The following is a 24,583-nucleotide window of genomic DNA, read 5'->3' on the forward strand; positions in this document are numbered from 1 at the left end:
TTCGGAATTCCAAAAATCCTGCGCCATGTCCGCCGCCGCGTCAAATGCCGTCTCCCGCGCGCCGTCCGCCGATCCGGTGCGGCGGCCGGCGACAAGGTTTGGTGACAAGGATTTATGGATTCCGCCGCAGTTCAGTCACAGAAATGACACGCCCCGCCGCTTCAATGCTGCCGCAACCGAAAGGAGAGCGCAGATGGAACGAACCACGATCGGGCTTCTCGGCGCGCTGGGCGGTCTCGCCGCCGCCGCGCCCGCGACGGCCCTGGCCGAGCCCGCGCCGCTGCCGCCGGCCGCGAGCTATGCCGAGCTGCTCGCCCCGGTGGACGCGCCCGCCGCCATCCTCCGCGCGCATGACGCGCTGCTCGCCCGCGCCCCGGCCGAGGCGCCGGCAAGGCTCGACCTGGTCGACCACCACCATCACCACCACCACGCCTATCGCCGCTATCGCTACTACCAGCACCACCACCACCATCATCACCACCATCACGGCTATTACGGGTATTATGGCTATTACGGCTGGTATCCGCGGCCGGACTGGCGTTGAACCGCCGCCGGGTGAGGGGAGGGCGATGACGACGAAGGTAAGGCTGCGCTATTTCGAGCCGGGGCTGGCGCCGCGGCGCACCCGGCTCGACGTGCCGGGCTGGGGCGGCGCGCCCGAGAAGCGGGGCGACGGCGCGCACGAGCAGCCCTGGCACTGCGCCCCCTTCGTCGAGGGCGCGCAATACGGGATCGAGGTGTTCTACCCCTATGAGAACGAACTCCGCGTCACCCGCCGGGATGGCCATGTGGCGCTGGAGAGCGACTGGGGCGCCGATCCGGGCACCGGCGTCAACTGGCCGCCCTTCCGCCCCTTCGGCCCCGGCTACTACACCTGTCAGCTCCTGCTCGACATCGCGGTTGACGAGCCGATGGCCGTCCGCGCCGAGCCCCACCCCCGCTACTTCACCGACGAGACCGGCGACGTGCCGCTGGCCGTCCCCGCGCTGCTGCGCACCGCCTGGTGGCCGATGATCTCCTTCGTCGTCTTCAAGGCGCCGCCTGCGGGCGTCACCCATGTCTTCCGCCGGGGCGAGCCCTTCATCCAGCTCGTCGTGGTGCCGGCCGATCCCGCGCTCGAACTCGCGCCGATGCCCCCCGAGGAAGCCGCCGCGCGCGAGCTGCGCGCCCGCCGCATCCACGCCAGCCGCGACACGCTCGGCCAGTCCTCCCGCTGGACCTCGGCCACCGGCACGATCTTCGACGGCACCTATCGCAACCTGCTGCGCGCCGCTCGCGGCAAGCCGGTCTGACCCCTCGATTCACACCGCCACATATTGCAATTAACTAAAATTTAATCATATCACGCGATAGTGTATCGCTTTACGCAAATGAAATCGCGCCCCAGAGATTGTCCTTGTTCGATCAGTCGTCGATCATCCTCACGGTGGAAGTCCTGCAAACCCTGCTGGATTCGCTGCCCAATCCGGTCTTCCTGATCGACCGCGATCACCGCCTCGTCCTGGTCAATCAGGCGATGGCGGATTTCGTCGGCTATCCGCGCGAGTCGCTCGTCGGCCGCAATGGCGAGGGGCGGGTGCCGCGCGCGCTGCTCGAAGGCTACTGGCGGGTGGACGACCGCGTCTTCGCCACCGGCGAAAGCGACGAGACCGAGGAAATCGTCACCGGCGCCGGCGGCCGGCAGCGCATCGTGATCACCCGCAAGCGCCTGATCCAGCTCGACACGCTGGCCGGTCCCACGCCGTTCATCATCGCCGCCCTGTCGGACGTGACCCGCTTTCGCGAGGCCGAGGCCCGCGCCCGCCACCTCGCCGCGCACGACAATCTCACCGGCCTGCCCAATCGCGGCCAGTTCACCCAGCGCCTCGCCGAGGCGCTCGCCGCGGCCCCGCGCAGCGGCGAACTGGTCGCCGTCCTGCTCGTCGATCTCGACGGATTCAAGCCGATCAACGACCAGTTCGGCCACATCGTCGGCGACAGCGTGCTGCGCATCATCGGCCGTCGGCTCAGCGGGGTGATCCGCGCCGGCGACACCGTGGCCCGCCTCGGCGGCGACGAGTTCTGCGTGATCCAGCGCGGCATCTCGCACGAGGATCACGCGCTCGCTCTGGCCGGCCGCATCGTCACGACGATCGGCCAGCCGCTGGCCACACGGCCCGCGCCGCTCACCGTCACCGCCTCGGTCGGTCTCGCGCTCTGCCCGTCCGACGGCGACGATCCCGAAACCCTGCTCGAACGCGCCGACCGCGCGCTCTACGCCGCCAAGCATGGCGGGCGCGGCGGGTTCCGCCGCTACCATGCCGGCCTGCAACGGCCACTGGCGCCGCCGGACATGGTGGCCCTGCTGCGCGACCTGCCGGCCGATCCGCCGCCCGCCCCGGCGGAGGCGCCGTGATGACCGCGCAGGACGCCGCGCAGCAGCCGACGCTCTGCCAGGTGCTCGCCGGCGCCCGCGGGTTCGCCGCCTGGGAGATCGATCCGCTCGCCGGGCGGGTCCGCCCGCTCGCCGGCGGCGCGCCCGGTCCGGACTCCAACCAGCCGGCCGCCGAGTCGCTCGCCGCCTTTCTCGCCGGCATCGATACGGACGACCGCGCCCGCGTTGCCGCTGCGCTCGACGCCGCGGCTGCGCCCGGCAGTATGGGGCTCGACATCGCCTTCCGCCGCGCCGGGGCCGCGCCCGGCGCCTTCTGGCAGCTCGCCCGCTTCCACGTCGTCGGGCGCGATGAGGCCGGGCGGCCCCTGCGTCTCGCCGGCATCATCGCGGATATCGGCGCCCTGCCGGATCTTGCCGCCGGCGCCCTCGGCAGCACCGAGAACGACCGTCTCGCCGCCCTCGCCGCCGAGCTTGCCCGCCGCACCGAGGAACTCGCCAGTGCCCATCGCCTCGCCCGGGTCGGCGCCTGGCGCTGGGATCTCGCCCGCCATCGCGTCTGGCTTTCAACCGAAACCCTCTGGCTGCTCGGCATCGAGGGCGCGGCCGCGGAGATGGATTACGACCAGCTTCGCCGCATCATCCACCCCGACGACTATCATTACGCCATGGCCTGTTTCCGCGAAGCGGTTCAAACCGCGACGCCGGTCACGCTGGAATACCGCACCGTCCTGCCCGATGGCGCCATCCACGCCGTGCTTACCCATGCCGAGCCGGTGATCGGGGCCGATGGCCGCGTCGCTCAGCTGCGCGGCACCACCCAGGATGTCACCCCGTTCCGGCGGGTCGAGGCGGCGCTGCGCGAAAGCGAGGACCATTACCGCCACATGGTGGAGCTGCACCCGCAAATCCCCTGGACGGCGGGGCCGGATGGCGGGATTCTCGAAGTCGGCCCGCAATGGCTCGCCATCACCGGCATGACCCGCGAGGAGACCATGCCCTTCGGCTGGACCTCCGCCGTCCACCCGGACGATCTCCCGCCCACCCTTGCCGCCTGGCAGCACAGCCTTGCCAGCGGCGATCCGGTCGATGTCGAGTTCCGCATCCGCGCCGCCGATGGCGCCTATGCCTGGGTGCGCGCCCGCGCCGCCGCCCGCCGCGATGAGGCCGGGCAGATCCTGCGCTGGTACGGCACGCTCGAAGACATTACCGACCGCTGGATGGCGGAAAACGCGCGCAAGGCGTCCGAGGCGCTGGCCCTGCGCGTGCTTGAGGCCAGCGGCGACGCGGTGATCGTCTTCGATGCCGCCGGCGCCGTCACCTTCGCCAATGCGCGCCTCGCCCCCCTGCTCGGGCTCGACGCGCCGCCGGAGGGCCTCGACGCCGACGGTCTCTTCGCCTCCGCCCATTGCCGCGAGCTTTGCGCCGCGCTGAAGCGGGCGATGGAAACCGGCGCCGGCGCCCATTTCGAGCTGTTCTGGCCGCCGACCGATCGCTGGCTGGAAGCCACCATCGTCGCCGAAGCCAGCGACATCTCGCTCTTCCTGCGCGACGTCTCGGAAAAGCGCCTCGCCCAGCAGCAGCTCCGCTACGCCGCCAGCGTCGACTACATGACCGGCGCCGCCAACCGCGCCTCCCTGTTCTCCCGCCTGGCCGAGCAGTTGCAGTGCCAGCAGCCCGGAAACCTCACCGCGCTGCTCTGCCTCGATCTCGACTATTTCAAGGAAATCAACGACCAGCACGGCCACCCGACCGGCGATGCCGTGCTGCGCCAGCTCGTCAGCCGGCTGCGCCTCTGCCTGCGCTCGCGCGATCTGCTGGCCCGTTGCGGCGGCGATGAATTCGTCATCATGCAGACCGGCGTCTCCGCCCCGCCCGACGCCCTGGCGCTGGCCGACCGCATTCTCGCCGCGCTGCGCCAGCCTTTCGAGGTCGATGGCATCTCGCTGCCCGCCGGCGCCTCGATCGGCGTCGCCGTCGCACTCCCCGGCCAGGCCGACGCCGACTCCCTCTACCGCCAGGCCGATCGCGCGCTCTACGTCGCCAAATCCCGCGCCCGCGGCACCTACCGCCTGTTCCACCCCGACATGCTGCAAGCCGACGAGGCCAGCCGCCGCCTGCGCGCCGAGTTGTCGGGCGCGCTCGGCCGCGGCGAATTCGCGCTCGATTTCCAGCCCATCGTCCATCTCGCAACCCGCCGCACCGTCGGCGTCGAGGCGCTGCTCCGCTGGCACCATCCCGCCCGCGGCCTCATTCCGCCCGCCGAGTTCATCCCGCTCGCCGAGGAAAGCGGGCAGATCGCCGCCCTCGGCGCCTGGGTGCTGCGCCGCGCCTGCGCCGCCGCCCGCGCCTGGCCGGACGACGTCAAGATTTCCGTCAATGTCTCACCCCGCCAGTTCGAGATCGGCGACATCCGCGCTACCGTCACCGAAGCCCTCGCCGCCGGCGGCCTGCCCGCGAGCCGTCTCAAGCTCGAAATCACCGAATCCGTGCTGCTCTCGCAGAACGCCGCCAGCGCCCGCCTCCTGCAAGACCTGCGCGAACTTGGCGCGATGCTGGTGCTCGACGATTTCGGCACCGGCTTTTCCTCGCTCTCCTATCTCGACACGTTCAAGGTCGATGTCGTCAAGATCGACAAATCCTTCCTCTCCCGCATCCGCGCGCCTGGCGACCGCCAGCCCATCTTCGAGGCGATCATGGGCATGACCGCGGCACTCAACCTGCCCGTCACCGCCGAAGGCGTGGAAACCGCCGTCCAGCTCGACTACGTGACCAGCCTCGGCTGCGACTGGGCGCAGGGCTATTTCTTCTCCCCCCCGGTTTCCGAGGCCGAATTGCGGCGCCAGCTCCGCACCCCGGCCGCCGCCGCCCGCAACGGCTGACGCACTCCACATCTGGGTCCGCCCACTCCGCTACGTCCTTGAGGCACATGGAGCATCACCCGATCGGATGGAGTCATCTGATCGGAAAGTGCTCTATCCTCGGCGGAATCCGCAAATATTTTATCCTGAAAATGATAATATAAAATATTTAAAATATTCGATATTTATAGAAAAACTATTCCTATTGGTTGCGTCTTGTTCTGACAAAATTTACAATCACAGCATTGAACATAATATATACAATTAATTGCACATTAAAACATGCCAAACGCAAAATACCGGGCTATGCACAAAGCGTATGATTCGAGGTTTGGTGATGTTCAGAAGAAAGCTGAGGCACTGCACGCGGCTTTTCATTGTCCTGGCTGCGATGACGGCAGGAGCGCGGGCAAACGGGTATGGAACGGATTCGCCTTATCAACTCCCGACGCCAGCCGATCTTGCCAATCTCGGTGCCGTGGAAAGCATAATTCTCCAAAAACAGGCAGGAATGTATCATTCTCCTGTATATAATTCCTACAGTACAACAAATATCGCGAAGCAGACGAACTGCAACGTTGCGCCGACAACGTACGGAAATTCGGGAACGACCGCAGCGACGGCCGGTTCGCCAAGCACGATCGGTGCGACGCCAAGCGCAACCGGCAATTCAAGTTCAACGCAGTCTTCGCTGTCGGCATCGACCGCAGGCACGCCCCTGACCACGACGGGGCAGACAAACAGCGGCGCGGTCGGAACCGTCCTGAATGGTTCGACAAGCACGTCGATCGCCGGAACCTATTCCCAGGCGCTTAACAGTAACCAGACCAATGGGGGGACGCAGAGCGCGTCAGTAAGCAACAGTACTGCATGTTCTGTTGGTTCCGGATCGCTGAACTAGCCATGACCCAGACAACTGAAAATCGTCTTCTTCCCCTGCCACGCAACCTGGTGGCGCTGGCGACATCCCCGCGCTGCTTGATTCGGCGTGTTTCACGAGCGCGCATGCTGCGCGGCACCGCGGTGCTGCTCTTGAGCAGTCAGGCGCTGGTAGGCTGCGCGTCCATCGGCATGCAGCGGGTTGAGCCCGGAGAGGCGCCTATCGTGCTGGGTCCCAAGGTCAGATACAATCTGACGCCGGTCGATCCGGCCTTCGCCTGCCTCGCCGACGAGATCGTCCGCGACGACAAGCCGCGCCTGACCTTCGCGGTCGGCGACATCAAGGACTACACGGGCCGCTACAACATCAACGAGGGCAACGCCATCACGCAGGGCGGCGCGCTGATGGTCGAGACGGCTCTGGGGCATCTCGGCAACGCGATAACGCAGGTTGAGCGCGTCGATCCTCATATCACCCAGATGGAGCTGGGTTACACCGACCAGCGAGAGCTGGGCGATGGCCGTCCGCACCAGTTGAAGCCGGGCGCAGGCCCGGTGCCGTGGATGCCCTATTATGGCGGCACGATCCTGCGTTCACAATATTACATCATCGGCGGCATTACCGAGCTGAATTACAATATTCAAAGTGGTGGCGTGCAGGTCATGCAGAATCTGTCCGGCCCCTCGGCAACCACCTTCACCGAAAACATCGCGATCGACCTCGAGCTTGTGGATACCCAGACGACACAGATTGTCAAAACCGTCAGTCTCGAAAAGCAGATCGTCGGCTATCAGGTGAGCGCCGGCATTTTCCGGTTCTTCGGCAGCGACCTGTGGGATGTGAACATCGGGGCCAAGAACGAGGAGCCGCTGGAGCTTGGCGTGCGCACCACGCTGGAACAGGGGACGCTGGATCTGGTGGCGGCAGCCGAGCATCTGAGTCCTCTGCCCTGTATGAAAAAGGTCCGGGATCGCATCTCCGAAAAGACGGCCGATCAGCTGCGCAAGACGCCAAACCACGTAAAGATCATCCAGCCGCCAATGCCTCCCGGCGCTGAGCAGCCGCTTGCCAGGCCGCTTGCCAGGCCGCTTGCGGGCGCCAGCGGGGGCGCCATGATCAAGCTGGCCTTCGATTTCGGTTCATCGGAGATCCCGCCAGGAGATGGCGGTCTCCTCACAAAGATCGCGCAGATGGCAGCAAAAGCCCCGATAACGGTCGAGCTGCTGGCGCCCGCCCTCGAGGATTGGTCTCCCATGAACCGTTACGGGTTCGTCCAGGCCCGCATAGCCGCGCTGAAGTCGGGTCTTGCAACCCATGGCATGGCGGCGCCGGTGGTCACCACCCAGTGGGCCCCGTCCGATACCGACAGCAAAATCTATCATGAGGGCTCAAGTTATCAGAAGGTGGCAATCGTTACGATTAATAAATAATATAAATAAAAGAAAATACAAATGACGACATCGTAAAGATACCAAAATCTTACGAATCAGATAGACCATAAATGCATCCAAAACAGGATGGTTAATTTTCAAAATGGGAGAGAGCTTTGAAAGACGCAAAGCTACGAACTAATCTGCTGGGATCTACAGCGGCAAGTTTGCTATTCTTCGGCGCCATGTATGGCGGCCAGGGATTTGCGCAGACTGCGAAAACAACTGTCGGCGCAACGGTCACGACGTCCGGCGTGGCGGCCGGCCCCGGCGCGGCGACTGGGTATACATCTAACTATTTCAATGCCCAGAATACCCCGTCCAGCACGGCAACCGCCAATCTGGCGATCTCGGCCACCGCGTCCAACCAGACCTCTGGCGCGACGTTCACCGGCACCGGTGGTACCGGCACTGTTGCCAATTCGTCAACGACAACCGCGAACACCATCGCTGCGCAGGCCACGGGCAACACCCTGACCAACACGGTCGATCTGGCGACGATCGGCGGCACGACGGCGGGAACAACCGGCAACGGCCTTGCGGTCCTGGCCCAGGAAGCCAATAACGCAACGACGAATGGCGCAAATACCTACGTCGTTGCCGTCAACGCGATCACCACCGCCAACACGCTCCGGAACGTCACGACGGACGCCGTCAGCGGTTCCAGCCTCGCCCAGAGCGCCAACGCCATTTCGTCGTCGGCGACCGGAAATGCGAGCAACACCACCATCAGCGGTGCTGTTCCGGTAACCTACGTGGGTCAGGGTGCGCCGGGCAGTGCCGTTCTCTCGTCTCAGGCGACAACGGGCAACGCCCTCGACGCCTCCGCCAATATTGCCCTGAGCAACGCGCAGGCCAATAATTCCATCGCCGGAACAAGCGCTGCTTCCACCACGAACAACACGGTCAATCTCGCGGTAAATTCCTCGACCGGGACAACCGCGCAGACGCAGTCGCTGACTGCGGCGCAGACGGGCAACACCGTGTCGGCCTCCTACACCGGCAATACCGCGACCAGCACGCTTTCGGTTGCCTCCGGCTCGGCGCCCAGCCTCGATGGCAGCGCGCTGGTCAGCAACCTGCAAAGCAACACCCAGACGACCGCGCCGACAGGTGCGACGACGAGCTCTGTGACTGGAAACAGCATCACCGCGTCCGTCGCGTCGGGTGCTTCGACCAACAACCCGATCACGCTCTCGAACGGCAGCCTGACCCAGTCGGGCAACGCGATCAGCGGCTCCTCCACGGGCAATACCGCGACCAATCTCGCCGAACTCGCCGGCACGATGAACCTCGCCGGTGCGACCACGACGCAGGCGAACACGTCGGCTTCGGGCACGCCCACGAATACCCTCCAGGCTGATTTCGGGATCGCCAGCCAGCAATCCCAGGTCAATTCCATCGCCGCTCAGTCGTCGGTCTCCGGTAACAGCATCACCTCCCTCGCGCAGAACGTGAGCGGCTCGACGGTGAGCGGAACCGGCAACACCATCAACGCGTCGGCCACCAACAATAGCGTGTCGAACGCCGTCACCATCCCGACTTCGGGCGCCAATGCCGCCACGCTCGATGGGCTGATCGGCATCAACAGCCTGCAGACCGCGACCGGCTCGGCCGTCACCGCCAACAACTCCGGCAACACCGTCTCGCTGACCGCCGGAACCGATGGAACCACGACCCCCCTCGCCACCGCCACGGTCAGCAACTCCACCCTGGCTTTGACGGGTAACGGCACCAGCGCGTCGGCGGTTGGCAACAACGCGGTGAGCGCAACCGGCGGCGCCGGCAACGCGCTGACGGTGAGCGGCACCAACGTGAACGCATACCCGAATGCGGGTACCGCGTCGCTGGCGGGCCTGACCTATGATGGAACCACACTGACGGCCGCCGCCGGCCTGTCCGTTGGCAACAACCAGAGTTCCAGCACCTCGCCGGTCGCCGCCACCAACAGCGGCAACGCGATCAAACTGACAGCCAATGGAACCACTCTTACCGGTGATACCCTGAGCCTGTCCGGCGCGGCCGGAACCTACGCGGCCCAGGCTATCGCGCAGAGCAACAACGCGTCGAATGCGCTCAGCGTCAATGCTGACCAGTTGGCCGGCTCCGCGGGTCTCGCCAGCGTGCAGACCGACGCAAGCGGCGCCTCCGCCACGCTGCTGAACCCGAATATCGAGATCGCGGCGAATACGACGGGCAACAACCCGATCTCGAACTCCTCGATCACCCTCGGCGGCGCCAACGGCAACATCCTGCGGTCTCTGGCGTATGGCAATGCGAATGCCAACACGCTGAACTCGACCTCGACCGGCCTTAACGTCTACACGGCGACGGCCCCAGCCACCGCTGTGTCTCTGGCGTCGACCAGCAATAGCGCGGATGCGGCGCTGGCATTGTTCAACAGCCAGTCCGAAACCGCGAGTGTGACCGCGGGGGCGACAACCACGAATCCGCTTCTGGTGTCTCTCGGTGCGGGTAATGTGAGCGGCTCGACCGTCAGCAACACCAATAACCAGTTTGTTGCGGCGGGCTACGGCAACCAGACCAGCAACGCTGCCAACGTCTCGATCACCGACCTTGCGCAGCCGACTGCCGGAGCAACGCCGCCGCCAGCCTTCCTGCCCGTGGCGGCGGTTGCCAACACCTCGACGTTGAGCGGTCAAGTTGCCAGCACGGTGACCGGCGCCTCGACGAATACGGGTCTGTTCGATCTGACGACGGCAACCGGAACGGGTACCGTCAGCGGCTCGACGCTGAGCCTCAGCGGCAATAATGCGCTGGCCCAGGCCAACGGCAACCTCGCTTCCGCCAACAACCTGACCGTCACCGGCACCAGCCTGATCGATGCAAGCGGGACGGCCATTACCGCGCCTGTGTCCTATAATGGAACCACGGCGTCGGTGAACGCGGGCTTCAGCGTGGCCAACACCCAGTCCGCCTCCAATACTGTCTCGGCAACCCAGACCAATACTGGCGCGCTTCTCAGCCTCGGCGGCACCGGTGCGGTCTCGAATTCGACCCTGCAGGCGCAGAACAACAACTTTAACGCGTCGGCGACCACCAACAGCGCGTCGAATAACCTCGTGATCGGCACCTCCACCACGCCGGTTGCGGTGCTGACAAGCTCCGCCGGCGGGCTCAATGTCCAGACGGTGACGAGCGCTGGCGGCACTTCGGCGTCTGTCGGTAATGCCGGCTCCCCGGCCGTGACGTCAACCACCGGCGTCAACGGTAATTACACCGGGTCTTCGATTGCAAGCACCAATAACACGATTACACTGACTTCGGGCCAGACCCTTACGTTCAGCACGACAGGGACGGGCCTCACGCCGGCTCAGTTGGCCTCTGTCATTTCGGCTACGGGTGGTGGCACTGTCTCGGTTAGTGGGACCAATGTGGTGTTGACGCCGGGAACGTCGTCGTCGACATTTACATTCCCGACGGGAACGACCTTTACGATCAATACGGGGGCGAAGACTGTCGCAACCGCAGGAACAATTACCGTTCCTGCCCTGAACACCACGCCGTTCGGTCAGGTTGCCACGTCTGGTAATCTGACCAACAGCACCTTGTCGGTGACGGGTAACAACTATGGCGCGGTCGCGCAGGGCAACGTTGGCACCACCAACGTCTCGGTGACGGCGGATACTGTCAACGGCGGCGCCCTTGCGGGAACCCAGAGCAGCGCAACCGTTGCGTCGACCACCTCGCAAACGGCCACGGCCGATCTGTCGGCGGTCAACGCGCAAACCAACGCCTCGATCACCAGCGCCACGGCCTATGGTGGAGCCGAGATCACCAGCTCGGCAACCTCGCCGGCGATTTCGGGATCGACCCTCAGCGTGTCGAATAACTCGCTGAACGCGACGGCCCAGGCCAACGTCGCGACGACTGCCCTCACGGTCAACGGCACGATTTCGCAGAACAATACGACAGCGGGGACCTACGCGACGTCCGGCGCCCTGGTGTCGAGCCAGAATGCGACCAATAACGTGACGGCTACCGCGGGTACCGTGGCCACCTCGGCCACGACCACATCGACGGTCGGCCAGACCGTGACCTCCCCGGGCGCGATCGGCTCCAGCTCCAGCCTGGCGCTGAACGGCAACACCACAACGGCCACGGCGAATGCCAACAGCGCGACCAACACGCTGACGGCAAACGCGACGACGCTGGACAACCCCACAACCAGCGCGGCGTCGATCACGACGAATCTGCAAACGGTCAATGCGGCATACGCATTGAACAACACGCAGTCCTCGTCCGGTGCCACCACCGGCGTGACCGCCCAGGCCAACAGCTCGGTCAGCAACAGCGATACGGCTGGCAGCACCGGCCTGCAGAGCAGCTCGGTTGTTCTCAACGGTAACACGACGACGGCGAACGCCATCGCCAACACCGCGGCGAACACGCTCAACGTCGCGGGCTCGACCGTGAACGCGCCGGCAGCATTGCTGAATAACCAGAACAACGCCGACTCGGTTTCCGCGGCAGGCACCTCGAACGTTCAGTTCAGCCTGACCGGCGGCACCGCGACCACTCCGGCGGCCTCCGGCTCGACGATTGCACTGACGAACAATGCTCTGAATGTGCAGGCGGCGGGCAACTCCAGCGTGAACGCACTCAACGCCCTGCCGACCGCGAGCTTCGGCACCCAGGCGGCCGGTGCTTCGGCTGGCGGAACGACGGCCACCACGGCGCAGTTCGTGGCTCTGAACGCCCAGACCAACAGCGGGTCGGTCAGCGCGACGAGTTCTGAATTCGGTGCAACCGCGCCCACCAGCCAGTTCAGCGTGGCTCTGAACGGTGCAACCGGCGGTACGGCACAGGTTCAGAACACCAGCGTGAGCGTCATGGGCAATGCCGTCAACGTGAACGCCTTCGGCAACTCGGCCCAGAACACGGTGACCCTTGCTGGCCTGAATAGTGGCAACGCAACCAGCGCGTTGCAGAACACCCAGGCCAACACTGGCAACGTGACCGCCACTGCCGGCTACAACGCCTTCGGCGTCACGACCGGTGCTCCTGGCGCAACTGGCAGCACTGTCAATGTCGCGAATAACAGCATTGTTGCTCGGGCGACCGGCAACAGCGCCATCAACACGGTTGTTGCTCACTAACTGGAGCAAGAACACCTTGGAGGGGAAGCATTCGCTTCCCCTCTTTTTTGCTTAACCGCTTGGACATGGAGTTCATTGATGGGTTGTCGTACGTCTCGTCTCGTCAAGGTCGCAACTGTCGCTCTCGCGTGCGGCTGGTTCGCTTCGCACGCAGCCCGGGCAGCCGATGCCAGGGGTAATTTTGCCGTCAATGGCATTGGCGCGACATCCTGCGCGGATACGGTCAACGCCATCAACCATGGCCAGGTCGCCGTGCGTGCGGAGTTGTCGAGCTGGCTGATGGGATATATCAGCGCCCTCAATCGTGTTGATCCCAATACGTTCGATATCGTGCCTGTTCAGTCCGCGAACGCGATGACAAACCTCGTTGTCAACATCTGCGCCAAGAACGGCAAGGCGATGGTCGCCGGAGTTGCGAACTCGATTATCGACACGCTGAAACTCGGCGCGATACACACCTCGTCGCCGCTGGTGACGGCGTCGTTCGGCGGCAAGTCCGTCGCGATCCGCGAGACGACCCTGAAGCGTCTTCAGACCTACCTGAAGAAGCATAAATATCTTTCAGGCCCGGTGGACGGCCAATTCGGCCCCAGCACTCAAGCCGCGATCAAGGCGTTTCAGGTCAAGCAAAAGCTGGTTGTCAACTCTCTTCCCGACGCCGAAACGGTGATCCAGGCCGTCGTCGTTCCCGCGATGAAAAAATAAAGTGGATAGAACATCATTCAACCGGATAGGGATGCTCTATTTCTCAACATGGTAGAGCATCATCCGCCGGGATAAGGATGCTCTATTTTTCAATATGATAGAGCATCATCCGACCGGATAACGATGCTCTATTTCACAGTGCCATGGATCATCCCGGAACCCGGCCCCGCTCAGCGCCCCTGTCTGCGCGGGCAAGGTTCCGAAACACGAACCGCCGGCGCGGTCCCCCGCGCCGGCGGTTCAATCCATTCCGCGCGGTGCCGATCAGTGCTCGCCGAGTGCCGCGACGCCGGGGAGGGTCTTGCCCTCCATCCATTCGAGAAAGGCGCCGCCGGCCGAGGAGACATAGGTCAGCCGGTCGGTCACGCCGGCCAGGCGCAGCGCCGCCACCGTGTCGCCACCGCCGGCGACCGAGATCAGCCCGCCCGCCGTCGCCTCCGCCACCGCGGCGGCGAGTCGCATGGTCGAGGCGTCGAAAGGCGGGGTCTCGAAGGCGCCGAGCGGGCCGTTCCAGATCAGCGTCTTCAGCTCCCTCACCGCGGCGATGATCGCCGCGGCGGTGGCGGGGCCGACATCGAGCGCCATCGCGTTCGCCGGCACCGCGTTCGCCGGCACGGTTTCGGTGGGCGGGTTCGGCGCGAAGGTTTCGCTGACCACGAAATCCGACGGCAGCAGGATGCGGCAGCCATGCGCCGCCGCCGATTCGACGATGGCGCGGGCGGTGTCGTGCAGCGCGGGCTCCTGCAACGATGTGCCGAGTTCGGCGCCCTGGGCGGCGAGGAAGGTGTTCGCCATCGCCCCGCCGATCACCAGCAGGTCGACTTTGGTGATCAGGTTGGTCAGCAGGTCGAGCTTGGTGGAGACTTTCGAGCCGCCGACGATGGCGCCGACCGGCCGCTTCGGGTGGCTGAGCGCCGCTTCCAGGGCGGCGAGTTCCGCCTGCATCAGCCGCCCGGCATAGGCCGGCAGGAGATGGGCGAGACCCTCGGTGGTGGCATGGGCGCGGTGCGCGGCGGAAAAGGCGTCGTTGACGAAGATGTCGCCATTGGCGGCGATCGCCTTCGCCAGCGCGGGGTCGTTGCTCTCCTCGCCGGGATGGAAGCGGGTGTTTTCCAGCACGATGATGTCGCCCTCCGCCAGCGCGCCGACGGCGGCTTCGGCCGTGGGGCCGACGCAGTCACCGGCGAAGGCGGTGGGCCGACGCAGCACCGCGCCGAGCGCCTCGGCAACCGGACGGAGCGACATCTCGGGCACGACCTTGCCCTTCGGCCGGTCGAAATGCGACAGCACGATCACCTTCGCACCCTTGCCGGCGAGTTCGACGATGGTGGGCGAGAGGCGCTCGATGCGGGTGAGGTCGGTGATCCGCCCGTCGCGCAGCGGCACGTTGAGGTCGGCGCGCACGAGCACGCGCTTTCCCCTGACATCGACCCCGTCGAGCGGGCGCCAGTCCGCCATCAGAGCGACCCGAACAGGGCGGCGGTGTCGCTCATCCGGTTCGAGAAGCCCCATTCATTGTCGTACCAGCCCATGACGCGGGTGAGCGCGTTGTCGATCACCGCGGTCTGCGGCGCATCGAAGCTACATGAATAGGCGACATGGTTGAAATCGGCGCTGACCAGGGCCTCGGTCGAATAGTCGAGAATGCCCTTGAGCTTGCCCTCGGAAGCCGCCTTCATCGCCGCGTTGATCTCGTCCTTGCTGGCCTGCGTCTTCAGGTTCACGTCGAGCGAGACGAGCGAGACATTCGGGGTCGGCACGCGGATCGCGGTGCCGTCGAGCTTGCCCTTCAGCTCGGGCAGGACGAGGCCGACGGCGCGGGCCGCGCCCGTGGTGGTCGGGATCATCGAGAGCGCGGCGGCGCGGGCGCGGTGACGGTCCTTGTGCAGGGTGTCCACCGTTTTCTGGTCGCCGGTATAGGAGTGGATCGTCACCATGTAGCCACGCTCGATCCCGAAGGTCTCGTGCAGCACCATCGCCATCGGCGCGAGGCAGTTGGTGGTGCAGGAGGCGTTGGAGATGATCGTCATGTCCTTGGTCAGCGTGTGGTGGTTCACGCCGTAGACGATGGTGGCGTCCACCCCGTCCGCCGGGGCGGAGACCAGGACCTTGCGGGCGCCGGCCTCGATCAGCTTCGCCGCGGCGTCGCGCTTGGTGAACAGGCCGGTGCATTCCATCGCCACGTCGACACCCTGCATCGGCACCTTCGCCGGGTCGCGCTCGGCGGAAACCCGGATCGGCGCATAGGTGCGGCCGGCATTGGTGATGACGATGCTGTCGCCCTTCACCTCGACGGTGCCGGGGAAGCGGCCATGCACCGAGTCGTAGCGCAGCAGGTGGGCGTTGTCCTCGACGCTTCCGAGGTCGTTGATCAGGACGCATTCGACGTCGGAACGTCCGCTCTCGATCATCGCGCGCAGCACGAGGCGCCCGATGCGGCCGAATCCGTTGATCGCGACTTTGATGGTCATATGATGAAGTCTCCCTCGAAAACGTTCAGGTAAGCTCTGGGCTGTGACAGGGGGGAATTACAGCTTCGCTTTCACTGCCGCAACGACCGCCTCGGCGGTGATGCCGAAATGCTGGAACAGTTTCTGGTAGGGCGCGCTGGCGCCGAAGCCGTGCATGCCGATGAAGGCGCCATCCGCCCCGAGCAGACGCTCCCAGCCGAAGCCGACCGCGGCCTCCACGCCGATGCGCGGGCCTTCGCCCAGCACCTCGGTGCGGTAGCCGGGGTCCTGGCGTTCGAGCAGTTCGAAGCTCGGCACCGAGGCGACGGCGACGGCGATTCCCTCGGCCGCCAGCATCTCGCGCGCCTTCAGCGCGAGGGCGACTTCCGAGCCGGTGGCGAGGATGGTGGCGCGCCGCTGCCCCTCGGCCGGAGCGACGACATAGCCGCCGCGGGCGGAGAGGTTTTCAGCGCCATGATCGCGCGGCAGGGTCGGCATCGCCTGGCGGCTGAGCACGAGCAGCACCGGCCCGTCCTTGTGCCGCAGCGCGATGTCCCAGCATTCGGCGGTCTCCATCGCGTCGCCGGGGCGCAGCACCAGCACGTTCGGCATGGCGCGGAACGAGGCGAGATGCTCGACCGGCTGGTGGGTCGGCCCGTCCTCGCCAAGGCCGATCGAATCGTGGGTGAGCACGAAGATCGAGCGCACGCGCATCAGCGCGGCAAGGCGGATGGCCGGGCGGCAATAATCGGAAAAGATGAAGAACGTGCCGCCATAGGGGATCAGCCCGCCATGTAGGGCAATGCCGTTCAGCGTGGTCGCCATGCCATGCTCGCGCACGCCGAAATGCAGATAGCGCCCGGCATGGTCCTTCGCCGTGAACACGCCCATCGACGTGACGAAGGTGTTGTTCGAGGGGGTGAGGTCGGCCGAGCCGCCGACCAGTTCCGGCACCACCGGCACCACCGCGTCGAGCGCCATCTGGCTGGCCTGGCGGGTGGCGATATTCGGCTTCCCGGCGGCGATCGTCTCGCGCAGGGCTTCCATCGCGGTCGTGTATTCGGCCGGCAGGTCGCCGGCGAGGGCGGCGTCGAAGGCGGCGCGCCGGTCGCTGGCGGCGTGGCGCTTCGCCCAGGCGCCGCGCGCGCCGGCGCCGCGCGCCCCGGCCGCGCGCCAGGGGGCGAGGATCTCGTCCGGCACGGTGAAGGGCGGCGCGGTCCAGCCGAGCAGCGCCTTGGCGGCGGCCGCCTCGTCGGCGCCGAGGGGCGAGCCGTGGGTGGCCGGGGTGCCGGCCTTTTTCGGCGCGCCGAAGCCGATGATGGTGCGGCAGGCGATCAGCGTCGGCTTGCGGCTGCGCAGGGCGAAGCGGATGGCGGCCTCGATCTGCTCGGGGTCGTGCCCGTCGATCCGGCGGGTGGCCCAGCCATAGCCGGCGAAGCGCTTCAGCACGTCGTCGGTCATCGCGATGTCGGTGCCGCCGTCGATCGAGATCTCGTTGTCGTCGTAAAAGACGGTGAGCTTGTCGAGGCCGAGATGGCCGGCGATGGCGCAGGCCTCGTGGGACACGCCCTCCATCATGTCGCCATCCGAGGCGATGACCCAGGTGCGATGATCGACCAGCCCCTTGCCGAAGCGGGCGGCGAGCATGCGCTCGGCGAGGGCGAAGCCGGTCGCCGTCGAGATGCCCTGGCCGAGCGGGCCGGTGGTCATTTCGATGGCGGGATGCTCGATCCGCTCGGGATGCCCGGCGGCGCGCGCGCCGAGCTGGCGGAACTGGCGCAGATCCTCGATCGACATGCCCTCGTAGCCGGTGAGGTGCAGCAGCGCGTAGAGCAGCATCGAGCCGTGGCCGGCCGAGAGAATGAAGCGGTCGCGGTCCGGCCAGTGCGGGTCGGCCGCATCGAACTTCATGAACTTCGTCCACAGCACCGTGGCGACATCGGCCATGCCCATCGGCATGCCGGGATGGCCGGACTTCGCGGCCTCGACGCCGTCGATCGCCAGCGCGCGCACGGCGTTGGCAAGCTGTCGGGTCTCGGTCATCGGCCGGGCGAGGACCGCCTTCTGGCGCTCCAGCGCAATCTCGTTGCCGGCGGTGTCGCTACTGGCCATGTCATCCCTCCTGTTCGGGTCCCGGTCTTAAGACCCGCGCCCGGCATCGGCAAGTCAGCTTTGATTCATGCCCGTTAAGCATAATTAAGCCCGATGGGACGCGCGCCATGACCCCGCAGGTTTGCAGCCGGGGCGCGATGTTCAACCGCCGCGCCGGCGGCCGGGCTCACGATGGCGCGAGAGCGCCGCGCCGGAGTGTGCCGGAAGGCAAATGATATCGCGGCGCCGGCTGGTCTTGCGGCATCCGCGCCTATATGGGGGCGGGAACACCTGTGGATGCGGAGACAGAGATGGACGACGAGCTCGCCCGGACCGGATTTTTCCACCGCCTGCTCTATGTCGCGAAGCCGTTTTTCCGTTCGGAAGAACGGGCGATGGCGTGGGGGCTGCTGATCCTCAACGTCGTCATGGTGCTGGTGATCGTGGCGATGAACTATGCCCTGACGGTCTGGAACGGATCGTTCTTCGATGCGATGCAGCGCTACGACGTGGCCAAGATCTGGCGCCTGTTCTGGATCTTTCTCGGGCTGGCCGCGATGGTCGTGGTGATCAACACCGCGAGCCAGTATCTCGTGCAGATCTTCCAGATCCGCTGGCGGCGCTGGTTGACCGGGCACATGGTCGATGGCTGGATGGCCCGCCAGGCGCATTACCGGATGCAGCTCGACGACCGCGATGTCGACAACCCCGACCAGCGCATTTCCGACGATATCGACTTCTTCACCGGCCAGACCGTGAACCTGCCGCTCAACGCCCTGCAGTCCGTCGTCACGATCGTCTCGTTCTCGGTGATGCTCTGGATGCTCAGCCGCAATCTCCGGCTGTTCGGCGTCTATGTCCCCGGCCTGCTGCTCTGGATGAACCTGATCTATGCGATCGGCGGCACATGGCTGATCCTGATCATCGGCAAGCCGCTGTTCTGGCTCAACAATATCCAGCAGCGCATGCAGGGCAATTTCCGCTTCGAGCTGGTCCGCGTGCGGGATAATTCCGAGGCCATCGCAACCGCGCAGAGCGGCGAGGCGGAGGCGAAGCGGCTCAAGCGGAACTTCGCGCCGGTGGTCGAGATTTTCTATCGCCGGGTCTACCGCACCGTGTTCGTCAACACGTTCAACTTTTCCTTCAACACGCTCGGCGGGCTGCTCGCCTTCGGCCTGGTCATCCCCTCCTACCTCGCCAAGCGGATCCTGATCGGCACGGTCTCGCAGACCAACAACGCCTTCGGCCAGACCCAGCAGGCCTTCGCCTTCATTCTCAACAATTTCAGCTCGATCGGCCAGGGCTACCTGTCGATCACCGAGTGGCGCGCGGTGGTCGACCGCCTCTACGCGCTGGAGGTGAGCCTGCGGCATCATCACGCCGCCGCCGCCGCGCCGCGCATCGTCCATGCGCGCGGCGACGATGCGGAACTCTCGGTCGAGCGCCTGTCGCTCACCCTGCCGGATGGGCGCAAGCTGCTCGATGCGCTCGATCTCCGGGTCGCGCCCGGCGAGCGGCTTCTGGTCAGCGGGCCGACGGGTTCGGGGAAAAGCACGCTGGTCCGCGCCATCGCCGGTATCTGGCCGTTCGGCGAGGGGCGAGTGACGACGCCCGCCGGGCGGATGCTGTTCGTGCCGCAGCGGCCATATCTTGCGAATGGCAGGCTGATCGAAAGCATCGGCTTTCCGTATACCGACACCCTGGCCCCGGCGGACGTGGCGGCGGCGCTGCGCCGCGTGGGGCTCGGCCATCTTGTCGACCGGCTGGAGTCCGAGCAGCCCTGGGACCGCGAGCTCTCGCTCGGCGAACAGCAGCGCATCGGCTTCGCCCGCTGCGTCTTGCTTCGCCCGGATGTGGTCATCCTCGACGAGGCGACCTCCTCGCTGGACGAGGCCTACGAGGCGTCGATGTATCGCATTCTGCTCGAAGACCTGCCGGCGGCGACCATCATCAGCGTCGGTCACCGCTCTACCATCATCCGCTATCACGCGCGGCGGCTGCTGCTGACCGGCGATGGCGGCTGGCGCATCGAGACGCTGGCGGTCGCAGACCCTGTCAAATAGGCGTTCCGCCGGTTCAGCCGAAGACGAACCAGAGCCGGAACAACAGGTTTTCGAGGGCGGTCTGCCGCGACAGGCCGGGGCAGCGCACGGCGCTGAGGCGTGGCGCCAACCCGCCCTCGAGCCCGGCGGAGATGCGGGCGAGATCGTCGCGCGCCGTCGCGGCGAGCAGGTCGCCATGCGCCTCGAGCTGGCGGACATGGCGCCGCATCATGGACATGAAGATATCCGGGCCGCGCTTGATCGCGCCGACGGCGCGCGCCACGGTCGTCCGCGGCGATCCGATCAGGTTGCCCTCGTGCTGCCGGTACAGCACGACGGGCCTGGGATCGACGGTGATGGAACCGCCGCACGCGCTGACGACGATATAGCTCCACCAGTCATGCACCGTGCCGGCCGGGCCGGGGATACGCCGGATCAGGTCGGCGGCGGCTCGGTTCATCGCCGCGGTGTTGCCATGCACGACGTTCTGCGTAAGGCAGGCGGGAAAGCCCGGCTTGCGGCCGGGCAGGCTGGAAAGCCGGCGGTTCTGGAGCCTGGCATCGACCAGATACTGGCGCGCGGTGTAGAGGTGCGCCCCGGTCTTCTGCCCGCTCAGCGCGAGGCGGGCGCGCGCGAGCTTCTCGGGCAGCCAGACATCGTCCTGATCGGCAAAGGCGATGATCCGGGCGTCCTGGGCTTCGGCGAGAAGGGAGAGGAAACTCTGCCCCGCGCCCAGATGGATTCGGGAGTTGGCCGCCTCGCGGCACCGTTCGGCACCGATCCGGCGGGTGAAATCCTCCATCATCTCACGCGTCGCATCCGACGAGCCATCATCGCGCCAGAGCAGACGCCAGCCCCGATCCGTCTGGGCTTCGAAGCTCGCGAGCTGCTCGGGCAGAAACCGCGCCCCGTTATAGGTGGAGAGAAGGATGGTGATCACGGCGCGTCGCCCTGCGCGATGAGGGCGGGGACGATGCGTGAGGTGGCGTCCCGCCAGTGGGGCAGCGCGAGGCCGAAGGTTTGTCTGAGTTTCGTGCAATCGAGTCGGGAATCGGCGGGGCGGCGGGCGGGTGTGGGCCAGTCCGCGGTGGCGATGGGGACGATGTCGGGGCGGGGCGTGCCGTGGCGGGCGGCGATGGCGAGGATTTCGGTGGCGAAACCGTGCCAGGACGTGTCGCCGGCGCTGGTGGCGTGGAAGATGCCGGCGAAGCCGGGCTGCCAGCCCGCGGCGAGGATGCGGGAGGCGATGGCGAGGATGGCCTCGGCAAGGTCTTCGGCGGCGGTGGGGGCGCCGCGCTGATCGGCGACGACGCGCAGCGCCGGCAGGCGGCGTGCGGCGGCGATCATGGTGCGGGCGAAATTCCTGCCGGTGGCGGAGAAGACCCAGGCGGTGCGCAGGATGAGCGCGTCGACGCCGGAGGCGAGCACGGCCGCCTCGCCGGCGGCCTTGCTTTCGCCATAGACGCCGAGCGGGGCGATCGGGTCGGTTTCGGTGTAGGGCGCGCCCTTGCTGCCGTCGAACACATAGTCGGTCGAGACATGGATGAGCGGAATGCCGTGCGCGCGGCAGAGGGCGGCGAGGGCGGCGGGTCCGTCGCGATTGGCGCGGAAGGCGGCGTCGGCGCTGGTCTCGGCGGCGTCGACGGCGGTCCATGCGGCGGCGTTGACGACGAGGGCGGGGTCGGCGGCGCCGAAGGTGGCGGCGATCGTCTCCGGCGCGTCGAAATCGAATCCGGGGCGGCCGACGGCGCGGGCCGGGATACCGGTTCTGGCCGCATGGGCGGCAAGGGCGTGGCCGAGCTGGCCGCTCGCGCCGGTGATCAGGATCGGGCGGGTCGGCATGTCAGAACCCGAACCACGGTTCGGCCGCGGCGAGGCGGGGCAGCAGCGTGTCCTTGTCCGAGAGCAGGGCGGCGCCGGCGGGAACCGGCCAGGGCAGGGCGAGATCGGGGTCGTTCCAGATCACGCCGCGTTCGGAGGCTTTGTCGTAGGGGGCGGTGACCTTGTAGACGACTTCGGTCTCGGGCTCGGTGGTGCAGAACCCGTGCAGGAAGCCGGGCGGAATCCAGAGCTGGGCGCCATTGGCGGCGGAGAGTTCGGCGGCGGCGAAGCGGCCGAAACTGGGCGAGCCGTGGCGGATATCGACCGCGACATCCCAGATCGCGCCGCGCACGCAGCGGACGAGCTTGCCCTGGGCGAAGGGGGCGATCTGGCAGTGCAGGCCGCGGATGGTGAAGGGCCGGGTAGAGCAGGAGTGGTTGTCCTGCACGAAGGTTTCGCTGAAGCCGAGGGCGGCGAGCTTCGCCTGGTTCCAGGTTTCGCTGAACCAGCCGCGGGAATCGGCGAAGCGCGGCGGGGTGATGAGTTTCACCTCGGGCAGGTCGAGCGGCTGGATCATGCGGCCTCGGCGTCGGCGAGTTCGCGCAGCGCGCGGCCGAGATCTGTCTTGCCGAGCCGCTTGGCGTGGTGGCGCAGCGTGTCGGCGTCGATGAAGCCCATGCGGAAGGCGACCTCCTCGGGGCAGCCGACGAGCTGGCCCTGGCGGGCCTGGATGGTCTGCACGAAGGTGGCGGCCTGCAGCAGCGAGTCCGGGGTGCCGGCATCGAGCCAGGCGGTGCCGCGGCCGAGCCGCTCGACGGTGAGGGAGCCGTCGTCGAGATAGAGCCGGTTGAGATCGGTGATCTCAAGCTCGCCGCGCGCCGAGGGGCGGATGCGGTGGGCGAATTCCGTCACCCGGCGATCGTAGAAATAGAGGCCGGTCACCGCCCAGTGCGAGGTGGGGGTGGCGGGTTTCTCGACGATGCCGGTGGCGCGGCCGGCCTCGTCGAAGGAGACGACGCCGTAGCGTTCGGGGTCGCGCACCTGATAGGCGAAGACGGTGGCGCCGTCCTTGCGGCTGGCGGCCTGGCGCAGCGCGATGGAGAGATGGTCGGCGTGGATGAGGTTGTCGCCGAGGGCGAGGGCGCAGGCCTCGCCGGCGAGCCAGTCCTCGCCAATCAGGAAGGCCTGGGCAAGGCCGTCCGGCGCGGGTTGGGCGGCATAGTCGATGCGGATGCCGTATTGCGCGCCGTCGCCGAGCAGGCGGCGGAACTGCGGCAGGTCCTGCGGGGTGGAGATCAGCAGCAGGTCGCGGATGCCGGCGAGCAGCAGGGTCGACAGCGGATAGTAGATCATCGGCTTGTCATAGACCGGCAGGAGCTGCTTCGAGGCGGCGAGGGTGGAGGGGTGCAGGCGGGTGCCGGAACCGCCGGCGAGGATGATTCCCTTGCGAATCATGCCGCGTGCCCGAGGCGCTGGCCGGCATAGAGGCGGGCGCGGATGGCGCGCCACCAGGGCTCGTTGGCCAGATACCAGTCGATGGTGCGGGCGAGGCCGGCCTCGAAATCGTGCGCGGCGCGCCAGCCGAGCGCGGCCTCGCTGCGCGCGGGGTCGATCTCGTAGCGGAAATCGTGTCCCGGCCGGTCGGTCACGAAGCTGATCAGCCGCTCGCGCGGGCCGGCGGGATCCGGCCGGCGGTCATCGAGCAGGCGGCAGATGGTGCGAACGACGTCAAGATTGGTGCGGGGCTGGCGGGCGCCGATGGCGTAGGTCTCGCCCGGCGTGCCGGTGAGGGCGACGGCGAGGAGCGCCTCGGCGTGATCCTCGACGAAGAGCCAGTCGCGCATGTTCGAGCCATCGCCATAGACGGGCAAAGGCTGGCCTTCGAGCGCGTTGATCAGCACCAGCGGGATGAGCTTCTCGGGGAACTGCCACGGGCCGTAATTGTTGGTGGTGTTGGAGACGATGGTGGGCAGGCCGTAGGTGTGCTGCCAGGCGCGGACGAGATGGTCCGAGGCGGCCTTGCTCGCGGCATAGGGGCTGCGGGGGTTGTAGGGGGTGGTTTCGGTGAAGGGGGGATCGTCGGGTTCAAGCGCGCCGAACACCTCGTCGGTCGAGATGTGGTGGAAGCGGAAGCGCCCGCGGCCGGCTTCGTCCAGCGTGGCGAACCAGGCGCGGGCGGCCTCCAGCAGGACGAAGGTGCCGGTGATATTGGTGTCGATGAAATCGCGCGGCCCGTCGATCGAACGATCGACATGGGATTCGGCGGCGAGATGCATCACGATATCGGGCCGGTGCGCCTCGAAGACGGCGCGCATCGCCGCGGCATCCGCGATGTCGGCATGAACCAGGTGATGGCGCGGATGCCCCAGCGCCTCGCCCAGCGCCTCATGCGACGCCGCATAGGTCATCTTGTCGACCGTCACCACCTCATGAGCCGTATGGCCAATGACGCGCCGGACAACAGCAGACCCAATGAAACCACAACCGCCAGTAATGAGAAATTTCATTTCAGATCAGGTATATCTTCAAAAATAAACGAGGCCGGTAATCCGGCTCGCTCAAATGTTAAAAATTATAGACAATTCGAAAACATTCTAACCGCGGAAGAAGATTGAATCGCCTCACCTTCCACGTTTCAAACTAGCATCTCCATTCGTACAAGAAAACGGGCCAATCTAAGAAAGATTGAAATAATATTTTATATAATTCCAAAAAGATACTACAACGTTAAGACAATACAAAAACATAGCGTAGGTTTTATTTTTTATACAATCAATGTTGCCTTCGAACACTTTCCGATCCCGAAGGCGCG

General features: G+C 66.1%; 18 protein-coding genes. 9 read left to right on the forward strand and 9 right to left on the reverse strand.

The window, feature by feature from the left end; all coding sequences use genetic code 11:
• Positions 1 to 193 precede the first annotated feature (193 nt).
• The 4 genes from ACIDOCELLA78_RS97055 to ACIDOCELLA78_RS97070 all read left to right on the forward strand — a co-directional run bounded on the left by ACIDOCELLA78_RS97055 (position 194) and on the right by ACIDOCELLA78_RS97070 (position 5,253).
• Entirely contained in the window at positions 194 to 544 is a 351-nt protein-coding gene (locus ACIDOCELLA78_RS97055) for a hypothetical protein (protein WP_201727417.1), read from the forward strand.
• 25 nt (positions 545 to 569) lie between these two features.
• A complete protein-coding gene (locus tag ACIDOCELLA78_RS97060; RefSeq protein WP_201727418.1) occupies positions 570 to 1,292 on the forward strand; it encodes a hypothetical protein in 723 nt (240 codons plus the stop codon).
• Between the two features lie 104 nt (positions 1,293 to 1,396).
• Complete coding sequence (locus tag ACIDOCELLA78_RS97065) at positions 1,397 to 2,395, forward strand: sensor domain-containing diguanylate cyclase (protein ID WP_201727419.1); 999 nt, start codon at positions 1,397 to 1,399, stop codon at positions 2,393 to 2,395.
• Positions 2,395 to 5,253: an EAL domain-containing protein gene (locus ACIDOCELLA78_RS97070; protein ID WP_201727420.1), complete on the forward strand. Its 2,859-nt coding sequence runs from the start codon at positions 2,395 to 2,397 to the stop codon at positions 5,251 to 5,253. Before ACIDOCELLA78_RS97065 ends, ACIDOCELLA78_RS97070 begins: the two co-directional genes overlap by 1 nt.
• Before the next feature lie 516 nt (positions 5,254 to 5,769).
• On the opposite strand, the gene ACIDOCELLA78_RS97075 is transcribed toward ACIDOCELLA78_RS97070, so the two are convergent.
• Positions 5,770 to 6,015, reverse strand: coding sequence for a hypothetical protein (locus ACIDOCELLA78_RS97075; protein WP_201727421.1), 246 nt, complete (start codon positions 6,013 to 6,015; stop codon positions 5,770 to 5,772).
• Between the two features lie 120 nt (positions 6,016 to 6,135).
• Between ACIDOCELLA78_RS97075 and ACIDOCELLA78_RS97080 the strand changes: the two genes are divergently transcribed.
• From ACIDOCELLA78_RS97080 to ACIDOCELLA78_RS97090, 3 genes are all read left to right on the forward strand, one after another.
• On the forward strand, positions 6,136 to 7,542 hold the full coding sequence (locus ACIDOCELLA78_RS97080; protein WP_201727422.1) for a CsgG/HfaB family protein: 1,407 nt from the start codon (positions 6,136 to 6,138) through the stop codon (positions 7,540 to 7,542).
• A gap of 185 nt (positions 7,543 to 7,727) precedes the next feature.
• Positions 7,728 to 12,662: an S-layer family protein gene (locus ACIDOCELLA78_RS97085; RefSeq protein WP_214006260.1), complete on the forward strand. Its 4,935-nt coding sequence runs from the start codon at positions 7,728 to 7,730 to the stop codon at positions 12,660 to 12,662.
• 78 nt (positions 12,663 to 12,740) lie between these two features.
• Positions 12,741 to 13,367 carry a peptidoglycan-binding protein gene (locus tag ACIDOCELLA78_RS97090; protein ID WP_201727424.1) on the forward strand — a complete coding sequence of 209 codons (627 nt, stop codon included), beginning with the start codon at positions 12,741 to 12,743 and terminating at the stop codon, positions 13,365 to 13,367.
• Between the two features lie 264 nt (positions 13,368 to 13,631).
• Here ACIDOCELLA78_RS97090 and ACIDOCELLA78_RS97095 read toward each other — a convergent pair whose 3' ends face one another.
• The 3 genes from ACIDOCELLA78_RS97095 to tkt are packed head-to-tail and all read right to left on the reverse strand — an operon-like array spanning position 13,632 to position 17,929.
• The gene (locus ACIDOCELLA78_RS97095; RefSeq protein ID WP_201727425.1) at positions 13,632 to 14,825 is read right to left on the reverse strand and encodes a phosphoglycerate kinase; all 1,194 of its coding nucleotides are present in this window, start codon (positions 14,823 to 14,825) and stop codon (positions 13,632 to 13,634) included.
• Entirely contained in the window at positions 14,825 to 15,838 is a 1,014-nt protein-coding gene (gene gap / locus ACIDOCELLA78_RS97100) for a type I glyceraldehyde-3-phosphate dehydrogenase (RefSeq protein ID WP_201727426.1), read from the reverse strand. Before gap ends, ACIDOCELLA78_RS97095 begins: the two co-directional genes overlap by 1 nt.
• Before the next feature lie 57 nt (positions 15,839 to 15,895).
• Positions 15,896 to 17,929, reverse strand: a complete 2,034-nt coding sequence (tkt, locus tag ACIDOCELLA78_RS97105; protein ID WP_201727427.1) for a transketolase — start codon at positions 17,927 to 17,929, stop codon at positions 15,896 to 15,898.
• Between the two features lie 290 nt (positions 17,930 to 18,219).
• Between tkt and ACIDOCELLA78_RS97110 the strand changes: the two genes are divergently transcribed.
• Entirely contained in the window at positions 18,220 to 19,971 is a 1,752-nt protein-coding gene (locus tag ACIDOCELLA78_RS97110; RefSeq protein WP_201727428.1) for an ABC transporter ATP-binding protein/permease, read from the forward strand.
• Positions 19,972 to 19,984: 13 nt separating this feature from the next.
• Here the strand turns inward: ACIDOCELLA78_RS97110 and ACIDOCELLA78_RS97115 are convergent, their stop codons facing one another.
• Genes ACIDOCELLA78_RS97115 through rfbB form a run of 5 tightly spaced genes read right to left on the reverse strand, consistent with a single transcriptional unit; the run spans position 19,985 to position 24,278 of the window.
• The gene (locus ACIDOCELLA78_RS97115) at positions 19,985 to 20,890 is read right to left on the reverse strand and encodes a glycosyltransferase (protein WP_201727429.1); all 906 of its coding nucleotides are present in this window, start codon (positions 20,888 to 20,890) and stop codon (positions 19,985 to 19,987) included.
• Positions 20,887 to 21,792: a dTDP-4-dehydrorhamnose reductase gene (gene rfbD / locus ACIDOCELLA78_RS97120; protein WP_201727430.1), complete on the reverse strand. Its 906-nt coding sequence runs from the start codon at positions 21,790 to 21,792 to the stop codon at positions 20,887 to 20,889. The genes ACIDOCELLA78_RS97115 and rfbD overlap by 4 nt, the downstream gene beginning before the upstream one ends.
• A 1-nt stretch (position 21,793) precedes the next feature.
• The gene (gene rfbC / locus ACIDOCELLA78_RS97125; RefSeq protein WP_201727431.1) at positions 21,794 to 22,348 is read right to left on the reverse strand and encodes a dTDP-4-dehydrorhamnose 3,5-epimerase; all 555 of its coding nucleotides are present in this window, start codon (positions 22,346 to 22,348) and stop codon (positions 21,794 to 21,796) included.
• The gene (gene rfbA / locus ACIDOCELLA78_RS97130; RefSeq protein WP_201727432.1) at positions 22,345 to 23,226 is read right to left on the reverse strand and encodes a glucose-1-phosphate thymidylyltransferase RfbA; all 882 of its coding nucleotides are present in this window, start codon (positions 23,224 to 23,226) and stop codon (positions 22,345 to 22,347) included. Before rfbA ends, rfbC begins: the two co-directional genes overlap by 4 nt.
• Entirely contained in the window at positions 23,223 to 24,278 is a 1,056-nt protein-coding gene (rfbB, locus tag ACIDOCELLA78_RS97135) for a dTDP-glucose 4,6-dehydratase (protein WP_201727433.1), read from the reverse strand. Before rfbB ends, rfbA begins: the two co-directional genes overlap by 4 nt.
• Here rfbB and ACIDOCELLA78_RS97140 point away from each other — a divergent pair.
• Complete coding sequence (locus ACIDOCELLA78_RS97140) at positions 24,201 to 24,386, forward strand: hypothetical protein (RefSeq protein WP_214006268.1); 186 nt, start codon at positions 24,201 to 24,203, stop codon at positions 24,384 to 24,386. The genes rfbB and ACIDOCELLA78_RS97140 overlap by 78 nt on opposite strands.
• The last annotated feature ends 197 nt before the right edge of the window (positions 24,387 to 24,583 follow it).

The sequence above is a fragment of the Acidocella sp. C78 genome, from assembly GCF_907164655.1.

Bases quoted from the DNA above. Each gene is read 5' to 3' on its own strand.
- ACIDOCELLA78_RS97055 (WP_201727417.1), top strand. From the start codon at position 194: ATGGAACGAACCACGATCGGGCTTCTCGGCGCGCTGGGCGGTCTCGCC.
- ACIDOCELLA78_RS97060 (WP_201727418.1), top strand. From the start codon at position 570: ATGACGACGAAGGTAAGGCTGCGCTATTTCGAGCCGGGGCTGGCGCCG.
- ACIDOCELLA78_RS97070 (WP_201727420.1), top strand. From the start codon at position 2,395: ATGACCGCGCAGGACGCCGCGCAGCAGCCGACGCTCTGCCAGGTGCTC.
- ACIDOCELLA78_RS97080 (WP_201727422.1), top strand. From the start codon at position 6,136: ATGACCCAGACAACTGAAAATCGTCTTCTTCCCCTGCCACGCAACCTG.
- ACIDOCELLA78_RS97085 (WP_214006260.1), top strand. From the start codon at position 7,728: ATGTATGGCGGCCAGGGATTTGCGCAGACTGCGAAAACAACTGTCGGC.
- ACIDOCELLA78_RS97090 (WP_201727424.1), top strand. From the start codon at position 12,741: ATGGGTTGTCGTACGTCTCGTCTCGTCAAGGTCGCAACTGTCGCTCTC.
- ACIDOCELLA78_RS97095 (WP_201727425.1), bottom strand. From the start codon at position 14,825: ATGGCGGACTGGCGCCCGCTCGACGGGGTCGATGTCAGGGGAAAGCGC.
- gap (WP_201727426.1), bottom strand. From the start codon at position 15,838: ATGACCATCAAAGTCGCGATCAACGGATTCGGCCGCATCGGGCGCCTC.
- tkt (WP_201727427.1), bottom strand. From the start codon at position 17,929: ATGGCCAGTAGCGACACCGCCGGCAACGAGATTGCGCTGGAGCGCCAG.
- ACIDOCELLA78_RS97110 (WP_201727428.1), top strand. From the start codon at position 18,220: ATGGACGACGAGCTCGCCCGGACCGGATTTTTCCACCGCCTGCTCTAT.
- rfbD (WP_201727430.1), bottom strand. From the start codon at position 21,792: ATGCCGACCCGCCCGATCCTGATCACCGGCGCGAGCGGCCAGCTCGGC.
- rfbC (WP_201727431.1), bottom strand. From the start codon at position 22,348: ATGATCCAGCCGCTCGACCTGCCCGAGGTGAAACTCATCACCCCGCCG.
- rfbA (WP_201727432.1), bottom strand. From the start codon at position 23,226: ATGATTCGCAAGGGAATCATCCTCGCCGGCGGTTCCGGCACCCGCCTG.
- ACIDOCELLA78_RS97140 (WP_214006268.1), top strand. From the start codon at position 24,201: ATGAGCCGTATGGCCAATGACGCGCCGGACAACAGCAGACCCAATGAA.
- rfbB (WP_201727433.1), bottom strand. From the start codon at position 24,278: ATGAAATTTCTCATTACTGGCGGTTGTGGTTTCATTGGGTCTGCTGTT.